The 19,667-nt window shown below is 68.3% G+C and carries 16 protein-coding genes; 8 read left to right on the plus strand and 8 right to left on the minus strand.

Features of this window, described 5'->3' with window-relative positions:
• Position 1: 1 nt before the first annotated feature.
• Positions 2–628, plus strand: a complete 627-nt coding sequence (locus ABID77_RS03005; protein ID WP_429590654.1) for a PqiC family protein — start codon at positions 2–4, stop codon at positions 626–628.
• A 27-nt stretch (positions 629–655) separates the two neighbouring features.
• Here ABID77_RS03005 and ABID77_RS03010 read toward each other — a convergent pair whose 3' ends face one another.
• Genes ABID77_RS03010 through ABID77_RS03020 form a run of 3 tightly spaced genes read right to left on the minus strand, consistent with a single transcriptional unit; the run spans position 656 to position 3,959 of the window.
• Positions 656–1,924, minus strand: coding sequence for a type II toxin-antitoxin system HipA family toxin (locus ABID77_RS03010; RefSeq protein WP_429590656.1), 1,269 nt, complete (start codon positions 1,922–1,924; stop codon positions 656–658).
• Between the two features lie 4 nt (positions 1,925–1,928).
• Positions 1,929–2,519, minus strand: a complete 591-nt coding sequence (locus ABID77_RS03015; RefSeq protein ID WP_429590659.1) for a helix-turn-helix domain-containing protein — start codon at positions 2,517–2,519, stop codon at positions 1,929–1,931.
• A gap of 60 nt (positions 2,520–2,579) precedes the next feature.
• Positions 2,580–3,959 carry an MATE family efflux transporter gene (locus tag ABID77_RS03020; RefSeq protein ID WP_429590662.1) on the minus strand — a complete coding sequence of 460 codons (1,380 nt, stop codon included), beginning with the start codon at positions 3,957–3,959 and terminating at the stop codon, positions 2,580–2,582.
• 251 nt (positions 3,960–4,210) lie between these two features.
• Between ABID77_RS03020 and ABID77_RS03025 the strand changes: the two genes are divergently transcribed.
• Together ABID77_RS03025 and ABID77_RS03030 are read left to right on the plus strand one after the other, a co-directional pair.
• Positions 4,211–5,545, plus strand: coding sequence for a DUF6402 family protein (locus ABID77_RS03025; RefSeq protein ID WP_429590665.1), 1,335 nt, complete (start codon positions 4,211–4,213; stop codon positions 5,543–5,545).
• Between the two features lie 21 nt (positions 5,546–5,566).
• Entirely contained in the window at positions 5,567–6,214 is a 648-nt protein-coding gene (locus tag ABID77_RS03030) for a hypothetical protein (RefSeq protein ID WP_429590668.1), read from the plus strand.
• Positions 6,215–6,296: 82 nt separating this feature from the next.
• Here the strand turns inward: ABID77_RS03030 and ABID77_RS03035 are convergent, their stop codons facing one another.
• The gene (locus ABID77_RS03035; RefSeq protein WP_429590671.1) at positions 6,297–6,806 is read right to left on the minus strand and encodes a hypothetical protein; all 510 of its coding nucleotides are present in this window, start codon (positions 6,804–6,806) and stop codon (positions 6,297–6,299) included.
• A 53-nt stretch (positions 6,807–6,859) separates the two neighbouring features.
• Positions 6,860–8,551 (minus strand): ATP-binding protein, encoded by a 1,692-nt coding sequence (locus ABID77_RS03040; protein ID WP_429590674.1) that lies wholly within the window; start codon positions 8,549–8,551, stop codon positions 6,860–6,862.
• 192 nt (positions 8,552–8,743) lie between these two features.
• Here ABID77_RS03040 and ABID77_RS03045 point away from each other — a divergent pair, with 192 nt between their 5' ends.
• From ABID77_RS03045 to ABID77_RS03060, 4 genes are all read left to right on the plus strand, one after another.
• Positions 8,744–11,137, plus strand: a complete 2,394-nt coding sequence (locus ABID77_RS03045) for a Tex family protein (RefSeq protein ID WP_429590677.1) — start codon at positions 8,744–8,746, stop codon at positions 11,135–11,137.
• 122 nt (positions 11,138–11,259) lie between these two features.
• Positions 11,260–11,820: a fasciclin domain-containing protein gene (locus tag ABID77_RS03050; protein WP_429590680.1), complete on the plus strand. Its 561-nt coding sequence runs from the start codon at positions 11,260–11,262 to the stop codon at positions 11,818–11,820.
• A 141-nt stretch (positions 11,821–11,961) separates the two neighbouring features.
• A complete protein-coding gene (locus tag ABID77_RS03055; RefSeq protein ID WP_429590683.1) occupies positions 11,962–12,483 on the plus strand; it encodes a DUF4174 domain-containing protein in 522 nt (173 codons plus the stop codon).
• Positions 12,484–12,651: 168 nt separating this feature from the next.
• Positions 12,652–13,257: a hypothetical protein gene (locus ABID77_RS03060; RefSeq protein WP_429590686.1), complete on the plus strand. Its 606-nt coding sequence runs from the start codon at positions 12,652–12,654 to the stop codon at positions 13,255–13,257.
• 32 nt (positions 13,258–13,289) lie between these two features.
• Here ABID77_RS03060 and argA read toward each other — a convergent pair whose 3' ends face one another.
• From argA to ABID77_RS03075, 3 genes are read right to left on the minus strand one after another with little or no spacing between them, the layout of a single operon-like run.
• The gene (argA, locus tag ABID77_RS03065) at positions 13,290–14,639 is read right to left on the minus strand and encodes an amino-acid N-acetyltransferase (protein ID WP_429590689.1); all 1,350 of its coding nucleotides are present in this window, start codon (positions 14,637–14,639) and stop codon (positions 13,290–13,292) included.
• A 31-nt stretch (positions 14,640–14,670) separates the two neighbouring features.
• Positions 14,671–15,099 (minus strand): PIN domain-containing protein, encoded by a 429-nt coding sequence (locus ABID77_RS03070; RefSeq protein ID WP_429590692.1) that lies wholly within the window; start codon positions 15,097–15,099, stop codon positions 14,671–14,673.
• Positions 15,096–15,437: a DUF6364 family protein gene (locus tag ABID77_RS03075; protein ID WP_429590695.1), complete on the minus strand. Its 342-nt coding sequence runs from the start codon at positions 15,435–15,437 to the stop codon at positions 15,096–15,098. The genes ABID77_RS03070 and ABID77_RS03075 overlap by 4 nt, the downstream gene beginning before the upstream one ends.
• Before the next feature lie 73 nt (positions 15,438–15,510).
• Here ABID77_RS03075 and hrpA point away from each other — a divergent pair, with 73 nt between their 5' ends.
• Positions 15,511–19,662, plus strand: coding sequence for an ATP-dependent RNA helicase HrpA (gene hrpA / locus ABID77_RS03080; RefSeq protein ID WP_429590698.1), 4,152 nt, complete (start codon positions 15,511–15,513; stop codon positions 19,660–19,662).
• The last annotated feature ends 5 nt before the right edge of the window (positions 19,663–19,667 follow it).

The following is a 19,667-nucleotide window of genomic DNA, read 5'->3' on the forward strand; positions in this document are numbered from 1 at the left end:
GATGACGATGAAATCCGCCCGATCCGCGGCGACCGTGCTGGCGGCCGTGATGGCGGTGCTCGCGACCGGTTGCGCCAACTCGCCCGACCGCTACTACACCCTGGCCGAGCCGGTCGCCGAGACGTCGCTGCCGTCGGCCTCCGCCACCTTCATCGACATCGCCCCTGTCGCGATGCCCGAGCGCCTGGCGCGGCCGCAGCTGGTGGTGCGCCGCGGCGGCGCCTCGACGGCCGAGGTCGCGCTGCTGGAACAGCACCGCTGGACCGCTTCGTTCGAGAGCGAACTGCGCGACGCCCTCGGCGCGGGCATCGCGGCGCGGCTCGGCGCCGTCGACGTCACCAAGGGCGCGCGGCTGGCCGGGGCACCGGCCTGGCGCATCGCGGTGCAGCTGCAGCGGCTCGACCTGGTCGAGGGCGAACGCGCCGACGCGTCGTTCTCCTGGACCGTGCGCCGCGCCGACGTCGAGCGCGGCACGGCCTGCCAGTGGCGTGGCAGCGAGAGCGCCGCCGGCGGCATTGACGCGCTGGCGCTGGGCGCGCGGCGCCTGACCGGCGGCGTGTCGGCGCAGATCGCGCGCCACGTCCAGGCGCTCCAGGCCGATCCGGCCGCGGCTTGTCCGGGGGGCTGAGGAACGGGACCGTGGGAGCGCCCCCGGTCAACCGGCCCGTCGGAAGGCATCGGCCATGCGCTCCTGCTCCCGTGCGGGAATCCCCAGACGCTCGGCGATCCTCGGCCATTGCCTCACGACGGAGCGGAAACGCGCGATGACCTCGTCGGCCTGGGGGCCGCGAAGCCGGAAATACGACGCCACGGCGCGGGCCAGATCGAGGTCGATGGCGTTGTCCGCCTCGCTCACGTTGAGCTTGAGGCCATGGGCAACGGCCACGGGATTCATGTCGTAGGCCTCGGACAGGCGCCAGCCCTTGCCGGGCACGAGGATGAAGCCGTGGTTGCGCAGGTGATCGTCGGCGTTGGACACCAGCATGTTGAACACGATCCGCGACCACAGCTCGCGCAGGTCTTCGGCCGTCCTGCAGCCGTGCTCGATCAGCACGCGCGCGATCTCCAGGTAGCTCGCGCCGGTGGCGGCGTCCTCGCCGTCGACGTGGCCGGTCAGCGTCATCGCCGAGGCGAAGTGCAATCGGCCCCCGGGCGCGCGGTCGAAGCGCTTGACGAGGAAGGTGTGATGCGGGCTGGCGAAACGGCGCGCCAGGCCCGGCGGCACGTCCAAGCCGCAGCCCCGGGCGAGGGTCTGCACCAGCAGCTCCCAGGCCCCCACGTCGTGCTCGTCGCGCACGCTGGGGAACTTGGCGATCCAGAGATGTCCTTCGGGATCGACCACGCTGGCCTTGGGTCGCGCGCCACCGAGCGATCCGCCCGGCGCGATCAGCATGCGCAGCCAGTCGTCGCCGGCGGCGGCGATGTTGTCGGCGTCCCGTTCCAGCGCCAGGCTGGCGGCTTCCAGTTCACGCAGCTTCACGAACGGTGGCGCGGCCGAGCCGTGTCGATCGTCGAGGAAGTCGCCGGCGTCGTCGAGCCGGAAACGCAGGGCCCCGGAGCGATAGACATCGTGCACGCCCAGCAGGCAGTCCGATTCGTGCAGGCGAACGTCCTTGCCGACCTGCCCGGCGCGCTGCGCGCGTTCCAGCCGGCGGCGCATCAGCAACCGGCCCCAGCGATCCGGGCTCGCATCGGCGAACACGCCGAAGGTCTCGTGCCCCTGCGGCGGGTGCTGCCGGCCCTCGAAAAGGCCCAGGCGGGGATCCAGGTGCAGCCGCACGATGGCGGGATGGGCCAGTACCGGGGCGTCGAACTCGAACTCGAAGATCTCCCGGCCCGCGCCGCGCCGGGCATGCAGCCATCCCAGCCGCAACGGTCCCGCGAGGCCGACCCAGTCGGCATGGACGGCGATGGTCGTGGCCATGGGCTCAGCGGTCCTCGTCCCTCGGTGGCGCTGGAGGCTCGATCAGGCCGGCCAGGGCATCGGCGCTGGTGAAACCGCTTTCCGTGATCCAGTCCGGCACGGCGGTGTCCGAGGGCGCGCGGGGCGTTTCCGTGAGCCGCTCGTCGGGCGCCGCGATGACCTCGGGCTCGTGCGGGTGCAGCGAGGTTTCACCGACAGGGCGACGTTTCGGCGGATCGCTGGCGGGCGACGACGGTCTCCGGTCCGATGCCTGCCGTCCGACCGTCGCTGGCCCGTCGGATCGGGACGTCTTCGCGCGTGCGGGCAGCCGCGCATCCTGGAGTTCCCGCCCGACGGGATCGGACCGGCCGAGCAGGTCGAGGTCCTGCTCGATGCCCAGCACCTGCATGACGGCGAGGTAGGCCCCGATGGTCACGCCCGACCCGCCGCGCTCCAGGCTGCGCAGGGTCATGGGCGCCATGCCGGCCCGCTCCGCCACCTGCTTGGCGGAGAGCCGGCGCCGCAGCCGGGCCAGGCGCAGGCGATCGCCGAACCGGCGCAGCAGTTCTCCGGTGACGGGCAGCAAGGCGGCGGTTTTCTGGGCCATGAAGGCCATTATTTCATCGAATTGGCTGCAAAATCGCTAAAATAGTTACACTGATTGTCGTTCGACACGTCAAATCAGCTTGCGGATCGGCTTCTTGCGCCACACCAGCCGGTAGTAGGCCGCCTGCAGCGCGAACATCGCCACGAAAGTCACCGGATAGGCGACCCAGACGCCGTTCAGGCCGATCTGCCGGCTGGCGAACCAGGCCACCGGCACCTCGATGACCGCGATGCAGGCGATGGAGATCGCGGTGGGCACCAGCACCGAGCCGCTGGCGCGCATCACGCCCGAGAGCACCGAGGCCATGCCGAAGACGACCGTGCCCCACAGCATGATGTGCAGCAGCGTCTGCGCCACCTCGATCACCGGCTCGCTGGTGATGAAGAAGCCCATCAGCCGGCGCGAGAACAGGTAGCCCGCGAGCACCAGCGCGCCGGTCAGCACGAGGTTCATCAAGAGCCCCGTGCGCGCGATGGCGCCCAGCCGGTCGACGCGGCCGGCGCCGATGGCCTGCGCGCCCAGGATCGAGGCCGTGATGGCGATCGAGATCGCCGGGAACTGCACGTAGGCGACCACCTGGTTGACCGCGCCGTAGGCCGCCGTGGCCTGCGAGCCGAAGCCGTTGACCAGCGCGAGCAGGGCGATCTCGGCGATGGCGATGACGATCATCTGCACGCCCGTGGGCACGCCGATCTTCAGCACCGCGCGCAGCAGCGGCAGGTCGACCCTCAGGTGGCGCGCGAACTCGGCGTCGGGTGCCAGCGGACTGCGGCGCGCGCGCAGGCGCCACCCCAGCCACAGCGTGGCGACGACGAAGGACACCACCGTGGCAGCCGCGCCGCTGGCCACGCCCAGCGTCGGCAGGCCGCCCCAGCCGCGGATCAGCGCCGGCGTCAGCAGCAGGCCGAGCGCGGTCGACAGACCCAGCGTGAACAGCGGCGTCACCGTGTCGCCGATGCCGCGCAGCATGGCGGTCGACAGCAGGAAGACGAACAGGCCCGGCATCGCGATCAGCATGATGCGGGCGTAGCGGGTGGCGTCGGCCAGGATGTCCGGCGGCGTGCCCAGCGAGCGCAGCAGCGGCGTGGTGAAGAAGCCGCCGAACACCGCCACCGCCAGGCCGAAGGCGATGCCCACCGCGAGCGTGGTCCCGGCGATGGCCTTGACGCGCCCCGTGTCGCGCGCCCCCCAGGCCTGCCCGATCAGCACCGACGCCCCCGCGCCCAGGCCGATGGTGAAGGCGATGAAGAAGAACATCACCGGAAAGAAGCTCGACACCGCCGCCAGCGCGCCCACGCCGAGCATCTGGCCGACGTAGACGTTGTTGAGCGTGCCCGAGAGCGACTGCAGGATGTTGCTCAGCAGCATCGGCGCCAGGAAGAAGGCGAAGGTCTTCCAGAGCGGGCGCTCGCCGCCGGCGGCGAGGGTGGGGTGGAGGGTGGGGGTCATGCGGTGGCGGCCTGCAACGGAGAACGTAGAAGCAATTCTTTGAAATCCAGATGTCTCTTCGATTCGATTTGCAAATCGTTAATGCAATTGTTTGAAGATTCGAGTTTTCTGGATTGGAGACTTGCTGCAAAAGTATATATCAAAACGTTCAATGCACGATAGTTAATGAAATGGTTCCGATGGATTGATATGGATGGCGATCGATAGAATCGCTGGTCTTGGAATTGGAATTAAACATACAAGGAATTGGGATGTCGTTTCTGGAAAAAATCAAGTCGGATCTCCAGGATTATTTGGATGAAGTTCATCGAGACAGGCATCCTTATCTGATGCCGCAAGCAGGATTATTCGGTGTCGCATGGAAAGTAATGCGAGGCGCTGACGGCTGTCGGCCCGTACAGACTCAAAAAACCATGCTCATGGAAAAAAATCCTGCGCCACTTCCGAAGGAAATTCCCTTGGCCGGGCCAACCCACATGCCAGCGCATGCCCGGTCTATCGAGAAGAGCACGGATGGTCGCGGTACGGTTGAATCAAAATCGCTGGTATCGAATGACTCAAAGAATTCATTGCAGTCAGACATGAATTCGAACAAGAAAGAAGAATGTCCGCAGCTTCCGCCTTTCGATATGATGGATCTGCCGCAGGCCATGAATGAATTGGGTTTCAAGTATTCTGCGCGTTGTGCGGAACGATGGTTCAATGGCAAATCTCATGAAATTTCAGACGGGTCCAGGGTCATCGAGTTTCCGCAATACGTGGATGCCGAAAATCTAAAAATCAACTGGCTCTTGAAGTTTGGTACCGTGCGGCGGCGATACGAACACCTCCAGTCAACAAAACTGAAGAAAAACGAATCTCAAAACATATACAACGATTCTGCTCGAGAGAAGCTGGCCAAAATATTGAAGGATTTCATGGCTCACTACCGCGATCGTTGTCCTGATGTTCTGAATGCTTGGGACAAATGCAACAAAGACATACAGGAGTTGCATAGGAATTTTCAGTTTCAGTTTGCTGGTGTTTCCATGCTCGATGCAGTGGGTGATAAATGGAAGATCGCAGAAAATGAATTGCGCGGAATTTCTCCAATGAACGATTTGGCGGCTTCTCTGGCCAACTTCAATTTTTATGCGGCGATTGCAAAAGCGAGATTTTCGACGACGCAGAACATGTACTACGGCACAAATCCTTGGAAGGTGCGACGCCATACCGTGGCGGAGGTCACTCACATTTTTTTGTATGCGAAAGATATTTATTCATTCAATGATAAGACTGATATTTCTCAGTATCTTGGGCATTGGAATCGTCATGGTGTCATTGTTGCCTATGACGTCTATGCCGCCGAAAAATTGAAGTTGAAAGCAGGAGATGATTCGAGGTCGTATCTTCCTCCTATCCCACCGAATCTCGACAAGCCAGTCGATGTGGGAAGCAGTTTGAAGGACAAAGAGGTTTTTTATCCTGTGAGGAATCGTGATTTCAGAAGCTGGCGACAAATAAAAAAACAGAGGCGGCGATTTTTTGATATTTTCCGATCTCGAGATGGTAAAGCTTCCGGTGCCGATCACCATCGATCTGGGTGAAAGATACCACGATTACGTAAGATGAAAAAAAAGTGTACTACTGTTTTCAAGTCGATTTTTTTATTGGCTTGTGCCGTTCCTGTCTATGCCTTCGCCTACGTCGCAATGCTTCTGTATTGGGAATTCTCGGTGCCTTCTGGCAGCGAATTTCTCTCCCTCTACTTGCCAACTGCGATTTTCATTTTGATCCTTGTCTCCATCAATTATCTCTCGATAAAATGGATTGTCGAAAAGATTGCATTTATTCCCGGGGTGTTGGCGTCGGTATTTTTTTCGGTCCTTGCTTTTTGCGCGATTTGGTTCGCATTGTTGCCAAGTTCGAATGATTATCGACAATGTGATTTTTATACCAGGCAAATGAAAGGTGGAGTCCATGTGTTTCGAGGGGTGCCGTACGTGATCGAACTCTGTGGCCTCAACGGATTCATTCAGCCGGAAAATTTTCCTGACGACGAAGTGCGCCTCCGAGTGCTGTCCATGGACAACGAATTGCTCGCTGAAAGATTCTTCAGTCCATTGTTGGCCATGGGGGAGCCGGTCACTCCGTTGAAATATGAGGATGATTCCCTTGCCTATCGCATGAAAGACCAAGGTCCGGAAAGGAGGGTGCGCATGCCACCGTCGCGTCTCGACTGGCTGCGCTCTCGCTTGCCGAGGCTTTGGCCTTGAGTGGATCGGGAAAATGCCTTGTTCGAGCACGCATCGGTGATCGATGCGCTTGGCACCGACGACTGATGCTTGAAATTCCGCTTCAGGACACCCGCCAGAACCCACGGCAGAACACCCGCCAGCGCCGCCGCGTGCCCGAGCGCCACCGCCGCACCGCGCGCCAGGGCGCGCTGCGGCGCACGATGCCCAGCCACTGGTTCTTCCAGGCCGTCCAACGCGGATACCAGAGCGCGAACCAGGGCAGGTGCATCAGCGCCGGCTGCACCAGTTGGAAGATGCGCGCCACCATCGCCGTGCCGACCAGCTTGGCGCCCGCCAGCAGCGCGACGCCGCCCGCGTAGTGCCCGTTGCCGAACAGCACCAGCGCCAGCAGCTTGACGGGGAACAGCAGCAGCACGGGCACCAGGAACACCAGCACCGCGCCCCACGGCGGCATGGTGCGCAGGCGATGCTCCAGGCGCGCCCACAGCGGCAGGCGCGCCAGCTTCGCCACCTGCGCGGCCAGCGGGTTCCAGCCCCATTCCTCGAACAGCAGCACCGGAACGAGCAGGACCCCGACGAGGGCGTGCAGCAGCTTGCGGAAGGCGGACATGGCCGCCATTGTGGGCCGGACGGCGGGATCGGCCGGACCCGGCCCGGGTGCCTTCAGCGCCCGAGCGCGGTCTCGATCGCGTGCGTGACCTGTTCGAGCAGCAGCGGCTTGGTCAGCAGCTGCGCGTCGCCGGTCATCGACGGGCGCACGCCGTCGACCTCCGCCTGGCCGGTGACGAAGACCAGCGGCAGCGCCGGCCAGCGCGCGCCGATCTCCTGGGCCAGCATCGAACCGTTCATGACCGGCATGCCGCAGTCCACGATCATCACGTCGGGCGGCTCGGCGGCGATGGCATCGAGCGCCGCGCGGCCCGTGAACACGCCGCGCGCCCGGTAGCCGGCGTCGACCAGCAGCTCGCACCAGGTCGCGCACTGCACCGCGTCGTCGTCGACCAGCAGCACGCGCGCGCCGGAGGCCGGCACGGCGGTGCGGGGCGTCTCGGCGGCGCCGCGCGCCGCGCCGGTGCCGGGCGAGGCCTTGAGCCACAGCGCGACGGTCGTGCCGCGGCCCGGGACGACCCGGATGCGGGCGGTGCCGCCGGCCTGCAGCGCGAAGCCGTAGACCTGCGCCAGCCCGAGTCCCGTGCCGCCGGCGCCGGTCTTGGTGGTGAAGAAAGGCTCGAAGGCGCGCTCCACCACCTCCGGCGGCATCCCCGGGCCGCTGTCGCCGACCTCCAGCACCAGGTAGCGGTCGCGCGGCAGCGTGGCGTCGCCCTCGAACTCCACGACCGAGGTCGCGATGCGCAGCGCGCCGGCACCGCACATGGCGTCGCGGGCGTTGACGCACAGGTTGAGCACCGCCGCCTCGAGCTGCGTCACGTCCAGGTTCACGGTGACGCCGGCGGCGCCGGGACTCAGGGTGAGCTGGATCTCCGGGCCCAGGGCGCGATCGAGCAGGTCGCGCATGCCGGCGACGAAGGCGTCGACCTCGACCACCGAGCGCTGCGCCACGTTCGAGCGCGAGAAGGCCAGCAGGTGCGAGGTGAGCTTGGCGCCGCGCGCCACCGCGTCCATGGCGCCGCCGGCCCAGCGCTTCAGGTCGGGCCGCTCGGCCTTGCGCAGGATCAGCTGCAGGCTGCCGTTGATGGTCTGCAGCAGGTTGTTGAAGTCGTGCGCCAGGCCGCTGGTGAGCTGGCCGATGGAGGCGACGCGGTGGCGCTGCTGCAATGCCGCGTGGGCGCCGGAGTCGTCCGTCAATGCGGCCGTGACCTGGCGCTGCAGTTCCTCCGAGTGCCGGCGCTGGGCGATGTTCATGGCGCGCAGCCGGATCAGCGCCGAGGTCTGTCGCGCCAGGGCCCGCAGGGCGGCGGCCTGCGAGGCGGTCAGGGTGCGCGGCACCGTATCGATCACGCACACCGTGCCGAGCGCGAAGCCATCGGGCGAGAAGATCGGCGCGCCGGCATAGAAGCGGATGTCGGGGTGGCCGGTGACCAGCGGATTGCCCACGAAGCGCGCGTCCTGCGTCGCGTCCTCCACCACCATCAGGCGGTCGGGTTCGAGCAGGGCGTGGGCGCAGAAGGCCTGGTCGCGCGGCGTCTGCTGCGCCGCCAGGCCGACGCGGGCCTTGAACCACTGCCGCTCGCCGTCGACCAGCGACACCAGGCCGATGGGCGTGCCGCAGATCTCCGAGGCCAGCGTGACGATGTCGTCGAAGTCCTCCTCCGGGAGGCTGTCCATCAGGTCCAGCCGGCGCAGCGCGTCGAGGCGTCGGTCCTCGGGGCTGGGGGGCGGGGTGGCGTCGGACATCTGCAGGGAATGTAGCCTAAAGCTTGCACGATGCCGGGTCCTCCGGGACCCGACGCGACGGGCTTCCGGTCCGTGGGCGCTATGGCAAACTTTCCGGCTTCCGTCGCCGGAGTCCCGTGGCTCCGCCGACCCGTCTCGTTCGCCTCACCGGGCCGGCATCGCCTGCCGCGTCTCCTTCGGACCCCTCCAGCCATGCAACAGATCATTCGCCAGCTCGCCACCGAGATCCGGATCGGCGAGCACCAGGTGAAGGCCGCCGTCGACCTCCTCGACGGCGGCGCCACGGTGCCCTTCATCGCCCGCTACCGCAAGGAGGCCACCGCCGGCCTCGACGACGTGCAGCTGCGCGAGCTCGAGGCGCGCCTGTCCTACCTGCGCGAACTCGAGGACCGCCGCGCCGTGGTCCTGCGCGGCATCGACGAGCAGGGCAAGCTGACCGACGCGCTGCGTGCCGCCATCGCCGCCGCCCCCACCAAGCAGGAGCTGGAGGACCTCTACCTGCCCTTCAAGCAGAAGCGCCGCACCAAGGGCCAGATCGCGCGCGAGGCCGGCATCGAGCCCCTGGCCGACCGGCTGCTGGCCGACCCGACGCGCGATCCGGCGGTCGAGGCGCAGGCGTTCCTGCGGCCGGCGACGACGCTCGACGACGGCAAGCCCGGCCCGGACTTCTCCACCGTGGCCGCCGTGCTCGACGGCGTGCGCGACATCCTGGCCGAGCGCTGGGCCGAGGACGCGGTGCTGGTGCAGGGCCTGCGCGAGTGGCTGTGGGCCGAGGGCCTGTTCCGCGCCAGCCTCATGAGCGGCAAGGACGAGGCGAACGCCGACGTCGCCCGTTTCCGCGACTACTTCGCCTACGACGAGCCGATCGGCCGCGTGCCCTCGCACCGGGCGCTGGCCGTCTTCCGCGCCCGCGCGCTCGACATCCTCGACGCCCGGCTGGTGTTGCCGGTCGAGCCCGAGCCCGGCCAGCCCTCCATCGCCGAGGGCCGCATCGCCTTGCACCTGGGCTGGAGCCACGCCAAGCGCCCGGCCGACGACCTGATCCGCAAGTGCGTCGCCTGGACCTGGCGCGTGAAGCTGTCGCTGTCGACCGAACGCGACCTGTTCGCCCGCCTGCGCGAGGAGGCCGAGCGGACCGCCATCAAGGTCTTCGCCGACAACCTGCGCGACCTGCTGCTGGCCGCGCCGGCCGGGCCGCGCGTCGTCATGGGCCTGGACCCGGGCATCCGCACCGGCGTGAAGGTGGCCGTGGTGGACGCCACCGGCAAGCTGGTCGAGACGGCGACGGTCTTCCCGCACGAGCCGCGCCGCGACTGGGACGGCGCGCTGCACGCCCTGGAGAAGCTGTGCGCCAAGCACGGCGTGAACCTGATCGCCATCGGCAACGGCACGGCCAGCCGCGAGACCGACAGGCTCGCCGGCGAATTGATCAAGCGGCTGGCCAGGCAGGCGGCCGACGCCGGCGGCGCCGTCGCCGCGTCGGGGGCGAAGGCACTGGAGAAGGTGGTCGTCAGCGAGGCCGGTGCGTCGGTCTACTCGGCCAGCGAGTTCGCCTCGCTGGAGATGCCCGACGTCGACGTCAGCCTGCGCGGCGCGGCGAGCATCGCCCGGCGGCTGCAGGACCCGCTGGCCGAGCTGGTGAAGATCGACCCGAAGTCGATCGGCGTCGGCCAGTACCAGCACGATGTCGACCAGGGCGCGCTCGCCCGCACCCTGCAGGCGGTGGTCGAGGACTGCGTGAACGCGGTCGGCGTGGACCTGAACACGGCCAGCGTGCCGCTGCTCTCGCGCGTCTCGGGCCTGTCGCCGAGCGTGGCGCGCGCGGTGGTGCGCTGGCGCGAGGCGCATGGCGCCTTCTCCACCCGCCGCCAGCTGCTCGACGTCGGCGGCTTCGGGCCGAAGGCCTTCGAGCAGAGCGCAGGCTTCCTGCGCATCCGCGGCGGCGCCGATCCGCTGGACATGACCGGCGTCCATCCGGAGACCTACCCGCTGGTCCAGCGCATCATCGAGCGCACCGGCCGGCCCGTCGCCGAACTGATGGGCCGCGCCGAGATGCTGCGCACCCTGCGGCCGGAACTCTTCGCCAACGAGACCTTCGGCGTCATCACCGTCAAGGACATCCTGGGCGAGCTGGAGAAGCCCGGCCGCGATCCGCGCCCGGACTTCAGGGTCGCGCGCTTCAACGACGGCGTCGAGGACATCGCCGACTTGGTCGAGGGCATGGTGCTCGAAGGCACCGTGAGCAACGTCGCGCAGTTCGGCGCTTTCGTCGACCTCGGCGTGCACCAGGACGGGCTGGTGCACGTCAGCCAGCTGGCGCACAAGTTCGTCGCCGACGCGCGCGAGGTGGTCAAGACCGGCGACATCGTGCGCGTGAAGGTGCTGGAGGTGGACGCGGCGCGCAAGCGCATCGCGCTGTCGATGAAGCTCGACGCCGCCCCGGCGCGCCGCGACGCCCCGCGCGACAACCGCTTCGAGAGCGCTGGCCGGGGCCGCCAGGCGAGCGCCCCGCGGCGCGACGCATCGCCGCAGCCGGCCGGCCAGATGGCCAGTGCGTTCGCCAAGTTGCAGGGACTGCGCAAGTGAGCCGTCGAGCGAATCAGCAAATCTTTCACGGAAATTGAATCCGCCGGGCGAGGGCGCCCGTATGGATGACAACTGCCACGCGAACCGTGACAGCCGAACCCATCCCAACCCAGGAGTCATCCATGCCAGCCAAGCTTTCCCGCCTCGCCTCCATCGCCCTCGCCGCCGCCCTGTCGGTGGGTGCCGTATCCGCCATGGCCGCCGACGTCATGGTGGGTGGCGCCCCGATGTCGCCGACCAAGGACATCATCGACAACGCCGTCAACTCCAAGGACCACACGACGCTGGTCGCCGCCGTCAAGGCCGCCGGTCTCGTCGACACGCTCAAGGGCCCGGGTCCGTTCACGGTCTTCGCCCCGACCAATGCCGCCTTCGCCGCGCTGCCGGCCGGCACGGTCGACACGCTGCTCAAGCCGGAGAACAAGGCCGCCCTGACCGGCGTGCTGACCTATCACGTGGTGCCGGGCAAGATCGACGCCGCCGCCCTGACCAAGCAAATCACCGAAGGCAAGGGCACCGCCATGCTGAAGACGGTCGCCGGCGGCACGCTGACGGCCAAGAGCAGCGGCGGCAAGGTCATGATCACCGACGAGAAGGGCGGCACGGCCAACGTCACCATCGCCGACGTGATCCAGTCCAACGGCGTCATCCACGTCGTCGACAAGGTCCTGCTGCCTAAGTGATCGACGTTCGCGCCGGGCGGCGATGATGCGCGGGGCGAGCGCCGCACGCATCGTTGCCGCCGATGATCGCGAGGAGGGCGCGCCGCGGATCGGCAACGATCCGGGGCGCGCCCTTCTTCCGTTGGCGCCGAGCCGATCGGCATGGCGCTCCGACCCGACCCCCACCCCGACCTGGAGACCCTGCCCATGAACCCGTCGAAGTTTCCCGGACTGCGCGCCTTGCTGTGGACCCTGGCGATCGCCTTCGCGCTGGCGCCGCTCTGGCTGGCGCCGGCGTTCGCCGCGCCCGCGTCGGCGGCCGGTGACAACCCCCTGGTCGCCGAGCGCTGGAAGACGCGGCCGGTGGTGCTGGTCGTGCCGTCGCAGGACGATCCGCTGCTGCGCCGCGTGCGGGCCGCGCTGCGCGAGACCGCCACGCGCGAGGCCTTCCGGGACCGCGAGATGGTGCTCTACACCGTCGTCGCCGGTCGGGGCAGCCGCGACGACCAGCCCCTGACCGAGCGTCAGACGCGGGCGTTGCTCGCCGCCCTGGGGCTCGACGCGAAAGGCGCGCCGACCTTCGTGCTCGTGGGCAAGGACGGCGGCACCAAGATGACCGAAGGATCGGACGTCGATCTGGCCACGGTGTTCGCCGAGATCGACCGCATGCCCATGAGGCGTTGAGGGGTCGCCCCCCGTCTTCGCGCACCGCCTGCCGCTTCGCCCGCCCCCTTCCAGGGGCGACGCCGGCGGCGCGGCGGAGCCGGTTGCGCGGTGTCCCGGGCGTCGGGTGCGCGTCGTCGGAGACAATGAGGGCCACCCTTTCCTCCGGCATCCGCCTTTCTCCCGTTCATGGACTTCTTCCTACTGGCGGCCCTGTTCGCCGCCGGCGCCTTCGTGCTCAAGTCGAAGCAGCAGCGCAGCCGCATCGCCCTGCTGGGCAGCCACCTCGGGCAGTACCAGATCGAGAAGCTCATGGAGACCGTGACGCAGGGCTACCTGCGCTGCCTGGGCGAGGACGATCCGGTGCGGCGCGAACAGATCTGGGCCCTGCTGGAGCCGAGCGAGAAGTCGCTGGCCTCGCAGTTCGGGCGCTTCGCCCGGGACTTCGCCAAGGTCGACGCCGCGCAGGCCCGCGTGAGCCGGCTGCCGGTGGCGCTGCCCTATGCCGGCCACGTCTTCCCGGGTCTGAGCTTCGACGTGCGCGAGGCCTTCGCGATCCACGCGCGCGGCATCGCCGAGGCCGCGACCCAGCGGGAGGGCCGCAGTGCCAAGGCGCGCGCCTTCACGATGTCGGCCGAGCTGTTCCTGATGCAGCACACCTGCCACTGGTACTGCCGTTCGAAGGCGGTGGCCTCGGCGCGCATGCTGGCGCGCCACCAGACCTCGTACGCGCTGCTGCTCGACTCGGTCTCGCCCGCCACGCGCAAGGCCTACCGCGAACTGACCGGCCAATAGCGGCCGCCCGGCCGGCGGGTCGGCGGCGGGCCTCAGCCCAGCTTCTTGACCAGCACGTGGCTGCGCCGGTCCCAGTTGTACTTGCGCTTGCGCGCCTCGGGCAGCCAGTCGGGGTCGACCTGCACGAAGCCGCGCTTGATGAACCAGTGCATGGTGCGCGTGGTGAGCACGAAGATGCTGTCGAAGCCCTGCGCCTTGGCGCGCTGCTCGATGCGCTTGAGGATGCGCTCGCCGTCGCCCGTCGACTGGGCCTGCGGCGACACCGTGAGCGCCGCCATCTCGGCCGTGCGCGCCTCGGGGTAGGGGTAGAGCGCGGCGCAGCCGAAGATCACGCCGTCGTGCTCGATCACGGTGTACTGGTGGATGTCGCGCTCGATCTCGGTGCGGCTGCGCTTGACCAGGGTGCCGTCGCGCTCGAAGGGCTCGATGAGCTGCAGGATGCCGCCGATGTCGTCAACCGTGGCCTCGCGAAGCGATTCGAGCTTCTCGTCGATCACCATGGTGCCGATGCCGTCGTGCACGTAGATCTCCAGCAGCAGCGCGCCGTCGACCGAGAAGGGGAGGATGTGGCTGCGCTCGACGCCGGCCTCGCAGGCCTTCACGCAGTGCTGCAGGTAGAACGCGGTGTCGGTGGGGCGCTGGGGCGGCGGCAGCGTGGCGAGCAGCTTGCGCGCGACGTCCAGCGGCAGCTCGGTGTCGATCGGGTTGTCCTCGCTCTCGGGCAGCTCGCTGTCGACGCGGATGCCGGGGATCTCGGTGAGGAAGATCAGCTTGTCGGCCTGGATGGAGGTGGCCACGCTGGTGGCGACTTCTTCCATCGTCAGGTTGAAGGCCTCGCCGGTGGGCGAGAAGCCGAAGGGCGACATCAGCACCATGGCGCCGAAGTCGAGCGTGCGGCGGATGCCCACGGCGTCGACCTTGCGTACCAGCCCCGAGTGCTTGAAGTCGATGCCGTCGATGACGCCGACGGGCCGGGCGGTGATGAAGTTGCCCGAGATCATGCGCACGGTCGAGCCGGCCATCGGCGTGTTGGGCAGGCCCTGGCTGAAGGCGGCCTCGATCTCGTAGCGCAGCTGGCCGGCGGCCTCCTGGGCCGAGTCGAGCGCGACCTCGTCGGTGATGCGCAGGCCGTGCGAGTAGCGCGCCTCGTGCCCCTTGGCGCGCAGCTGCTCGTTGACCTGCGGACGGAAGCCGTGCACCAGCACGATCTTCACGCCCATCGACTGGATGAGCGCCAGGTCCTGGGCGATGTTCTGCAGCTTGCCCGCCGCGATGGCCTCGCCGGCCAGGGCGACCACGAAGGTCTTGCCACGGTGCGTGTGGATGTAGGGCGCGACCGAGCGGAACCAGGGCACGAAGGTGAAGTTGAAGACGGCGGACATGGGAGGGTGGGAGGGTTGTCGGTGGTGCGCCTCAGGCGAGGGCGGTGAACGGGTTCAGGAGGACGAGGTCGCCGAAGCGCTGGCCGTGCGGCATGTCTTCGCTGTAGAGCGTGCCGACGCCCGAGCGTATCGCCGCCTCGACCACCATCGCGTCCCAGATCGAGAGGCCGTGCTCCGAGGCGCGCGCCATGGCCTTGAGCACCAGTGCGTTGTCGCTGTCGATCACCGGCCACTCGCAGAAGGCGGCCGTCATCAGGGACGCCGTCGGGGCGGCCACCTTGAACTTGCGCACCAGGTCGTGGAAGAGCTCGATGAGCACCTGCGTGCTCAGCACCGCCTTGCGCTCGCGGCCCAGCCGCTCGATCAATTTCCGGGCGATGGCCTGCTTGGTCGGCTGGGTGTCGTCGAACGCGTAGAGCAGGACATTGGTGTCGAGGAAGCAGCGGTCGCCCGAGGTCATGCCCGATCCGCCAAGGCGCCGCGGAGCCGGTCGCGCGCCCTGAAGTCGCCCTCGTGGAGTTCTTCCCGCAGCGAACGGGATGCGGGGGTGGACGGCCCGGAACCCGCGCCGGAACCGGAAGCATCCGCGGCGGCGTTCTGCCGCACTTCCGTGCGCACGTCGTCGATCATCCGCAGCAGGTCGGTCGTGGCGTCGCCGGAGAGGCGGTCGGCGGTCCCGCTGGCGTAGGCGGCGATGTACTCGCGGATCTTGGCGCTCAGCGACGTGCCCTGCTGGATGGCGCGCACGCGCGCCTGCTTGATCAGGTGGTCGTCGATGGAGATCGTGAGGTTGGACATGCGGGCCTCCGAAAAAGAGGATTCACTTTACACGAGAACACGTGAACTCGTGTGGCATCGATAATCGACGGCAATGCAATCCCTCACCATCGAATTCCCGGAATCGCTGCCCGTCTCCGCCCGGCGCGACGAGATCGCCCGGGCCATCGCCGAGAACCAGGTCGTCATCGTCTGTGGCGAGACCGGCTCGGGCAAGACCACGCAGCTGCCCAAGATCGCCCTGCAGCTCGGGCGCGGCAAGCTTGGCAAGCCGCCGGGGCAGGGCCGGCTGATCGGCCACACGCAGCCCCGGCGCATCGCCGCGAGCTCGGTGGCCAAGCGCATCGCCGAGGAACTCAAGACGCCGCTGGGCGACGTCGTCGGCTTCAAGGTGCGCTTCCAGGACCGGCTCTCGCGCGACGCCTCGGTCAAGCTGATGACCGACGGCATCCTGCTGGCCGAGACGCAGACCGACCCGCTGCTCAAGGCCTACGACACCATCATCATCGACGAGGCCCACGAGCGCTCGCTCAACATCGACTTCCTGCTGGGCTACCTGCGCGAGATCCTGCCGCGCCGGCCCGACCTGAAGGTGATCGTGACCTCGGCCACCATCGACGCCGAGCGCTTCGCGCAGCACTTCCGGTCGGCTCGCCCGGCGTCGGGCCGTCCCAAGGCGGGCGCGGCCTCCTCGGGGGGCGGCGATCCGCACGAAGTGGGAGAGCGTGGGGGCGACATGGTGCCGGCGCCGGTCATCTACGTGTCGGGCCGCACCTTCCCGGTCGAGCAGCGCTATCGGCCGTTCGAGGAATCGCGCGAGTACGACATGAACGACGCCATCGCCGACGGCGTCGACGAGCTCTGGCGCGATCCGCACAACGCCGGCGACATCCTGGTCTTCCTGCCCGGCGAGCGCGAGATCCGCGAGGCCGCCGACCACCTGCGCCGTCACCTTGCCAACCAGCCGGTGATGCGCGATGCCGAGGTGCTGCCGCTGTTCGCCCGCCTGTCGCCGGCCGAGCAGGACCGCATCTTCGAGGGCCACACCGGCCGGCGCGTGGTGCTGGCCACCAACGTCGCCGAGACCTCGCTGACCGTGCCCGGCACGCGCTACGTGATCGACACCGGCACGGCGCGCGTCAAGCGCTATTCGTTCCGCAGCAAGGTCGAGCAGCTGCTGGTCGAGCCGATCAGCCAGGCGGCGGCCAACCAGCGCGCCGGGCGCTGCGGCCGCGTGGCCAACGGCATCTGCATCCGGCTCTACGACGAGAAGGATTTCGAGGGCCGGCCGCGCTTCACCGACCCCGAGATCCTGCGTTCCTCGCTCGCCGGCGTGATCCTGCGCATGAAGTCGCTGCACCTGGGCGACGTCGAGCGTTTCCCGTTCCTGGAACCGCCGCAGCGCCGCGCCATCGCCGACGGCTACCAGCTGCTGGCCGAGCTCGGCGCGGTGGACGAGGCCAACGAGCTGACGGCGGTCGGGCGCGAACTGTCGCGGCTGCCGCTCGATCCCCGCGTCGGCCGGATGATCCTGGAGGCGCGCGAGCGCGGCGCCCTGGAGGAGGTGCTGGTGATCGCCGCCGCGCTGAGCGTGCAGGACGTGCGCGACCGGCCGATGGACGCCCAGCAGCAGGCCGATCAGGCGCACGCCAAGTTCGACGACGAGAAGAGCGAGTTCAGCGGCTACCTGACGTTGTGGAAATGGCTGCACGACGCGCGCGGCGGCGCGCCCGTGGCGACCTCGCGGCGCGAGATGGCGCAGCAGCAGGGCGGGCCGAGGCGCGCCAGCGCGGCGGTGCTGCCGGTGGCGCAGCGCCTGTCGCGCCCGACCGTGGAGGCATTGCCGGCCGAGGCCGCCGCGCAGCCCACGCACAAGCTCACCAACCGCCAGTACGAGCAATTGCTGCGGCAGAACTTCGTCAACATCCGCCGCGTGCGCGAGTGGCGCGACATCCACTCGCAGCTGCTGACGGTGGTGGCCGAGCACAAGTGGCCGCTCGGCAAGCAGGCGGCGAGCTACGAGGCGCTGCACCTGTCGATGCTCGCCGGCTTGCTGGGCAACGTCGGCTGGAAGATGGAGGACCCGGTCGCCACCGGCGGCCAGGCACCGGCGGCCGGGCAGGGGCGACCATCGGGCTCGGGCGGCAATGGCGAGTACCTGGGCGCGCGCGGCATCAAGTTCTACCCGCATCCGGGCGCGCACCTGCGCAGGAAGCCGGGTCGCTGGATCGTCGCGGCCGAGCTGGTGGAGACCACGCGCCTGTTCGGACGCGGCATCGCGAACATCGAGCCGCAGTGGCTGGAACAGGTCGCCGGCCACCTGCTGAAGAAGCAGCTGCTCGACCCGCACTGGGAGAAGAAGGGCGCGCAGGTCACGGCGCTGGAACGCGCCACGCTCTACGGGCTGGTGGTCTACAGCGGCCGGCGCATGGACTTCGCGGCCATCGACCCGGTCGGTGCGCGCGAGATCTTCATCCGCGAGGCGCTGGTCGGCGGGCAATGGGAGAGCAAGTTGCCGTTCCTGGCGGCCAACCGCAAGCTGGTCAAGGAGGTCGAGGGGCTGGAGCACAAGTCGCGCCGGCAGGACGTGCTGGTCGACGACGAGCTGATCTACGCCTTCTACGACGCCCAGCTGCCGGCCGACGTGGCCAGCGGCGCCTCCTTCGAGCACTGGTACCGCGAGGCCTCGCGCGCCCAGCCGCGCCTGCTGCATCTCTCGCGCGACGAGCTGATGCGCCACCAGGCGGCGGGCATCACGGTGCAGTCGTTCCCGCCGACGATCCGCCTGGGCGGCGTCGACTGCGTGGCGGCGTACCTGCACGAGCCCGGCGATGCGAAGGACGGCCTCACGGCCACCGTGCCGCTGTTCGTGCTCAACCAGGTCAGCGAGGAGCGCTGCGAGTGGCTGGTGACCGGCATGCTGCGCGACAAGGTGCAGGCGCTGCTCAAGAGCCTGCCGCAGCGCCCGCGCTCGCGCCTGGTGCCGCTGCCCGAGTCGGCCGCGCGGCTGACCGAGGCGCTGTCGGCGCCCGAGGTGTTCGGCGCCGGCTCATTGACCGACGCGCTGCTCAAGCGCGTGCGCGAGCTCACCGGCGTCGACGTGCTGCGCGCCGACTTCAAGCTCGACATGCTGCCGCCGCACCTGTTCATGAACCTGCGCGTGGTCGACGAGCACGGCCGCCAGCTGGGCATGGGGCGCAACCTGGGCGCGCTCAAGGCCGAACTCGGCGCCCAGGCGCGCGGGGCCTTCCAGGCGCTGGCCGGGCTCAACGTGCGCGCGACGCCGGCCGAGGCCGCCGGGGCGTCGCCGGTCGGCGGCGATGCCCCGGGCGCACCCGGCGCCCGGCGCAAGGCCGCGACGGCACCCGCCGCGCCGGCGACGCCGTCGCTGCCGGCCGGCGCCCGCTACACGGCCTGGACCTTCGGCGAACTGCCCGAACTGATGGAGGTGCGGCGCGGCGCGCAGTCGCTGATCGGCTTTCCGGCGCTGGTCGACGGCGGCGACGCCGTGAGCATCGAGGTCTTCGACGAGCCCGCCGTCGCCGCGGCGAAGCATCGCGTCGGCCTGCGCCGACTGTTCGCGCTGCAGCTGAAGGACGCCCTCAAGTACCTGGAGAAGAACGTCCCCGACCTGCAGAAGATGGCCGCCGCCTACATGTCGCTGGGCACGGCCGAGGAGCTGCGCCAGCAGATCGTCGACGTGGCCCTCGACCGCGCCTTCCTGCAGGAGCCGCTGCCGACCGACGAGTTCGCCTTCAAGCGCCGGCTCGACGAGGGACGCGGCCGCCTCACGCTCATCGCCGTCGAGGTCGCGCGGCTGGCCGGCACGATCCTGGTCGACTACGCGGCGGCGGTGCGCAAGATCAAGGACACCAAGGCGCAGCCCGCGGCCACGGCGGATGCCACCCAGCAACTGCAGAAGCTGATGGGCAAGCGTTTCATCGCCGACACACCCTGGGCGCAGTTGCAACATTTCGCACGCTACCTCAAGGCCATCACCCTGCGCCTGGACAAGCTGCGTGGCGACCCGGCGCGCGACGCGGCGCGCCTGGCCGAGCTGCAGCCGCAGGAACAGCGCTATTGGCGCCTCGTCACCGAGCGAAAAGGGGTGGTGGACGAGCGCATGCTGGAGTTCCGCTGGCTGCTCGAAGAACTCCGAGTGAGCTTTTTCGCACAGGAACTGCGAACGCCTCAACCCGTCAGCGTCAAGCGCCTCGACAAGGCATGGCTACAACTTTATAGTTAACATTT

The sequence above is a fragment of the Variovorax sp. PvP013 genome (assembly GCF_050435945.1).
Classification (GTDB): domain Bacteria; phylum Pseudomonadota; class Gammaproteobacteria; order Burkholderiales; family Burkholderiaceae_C; genus Variovorax.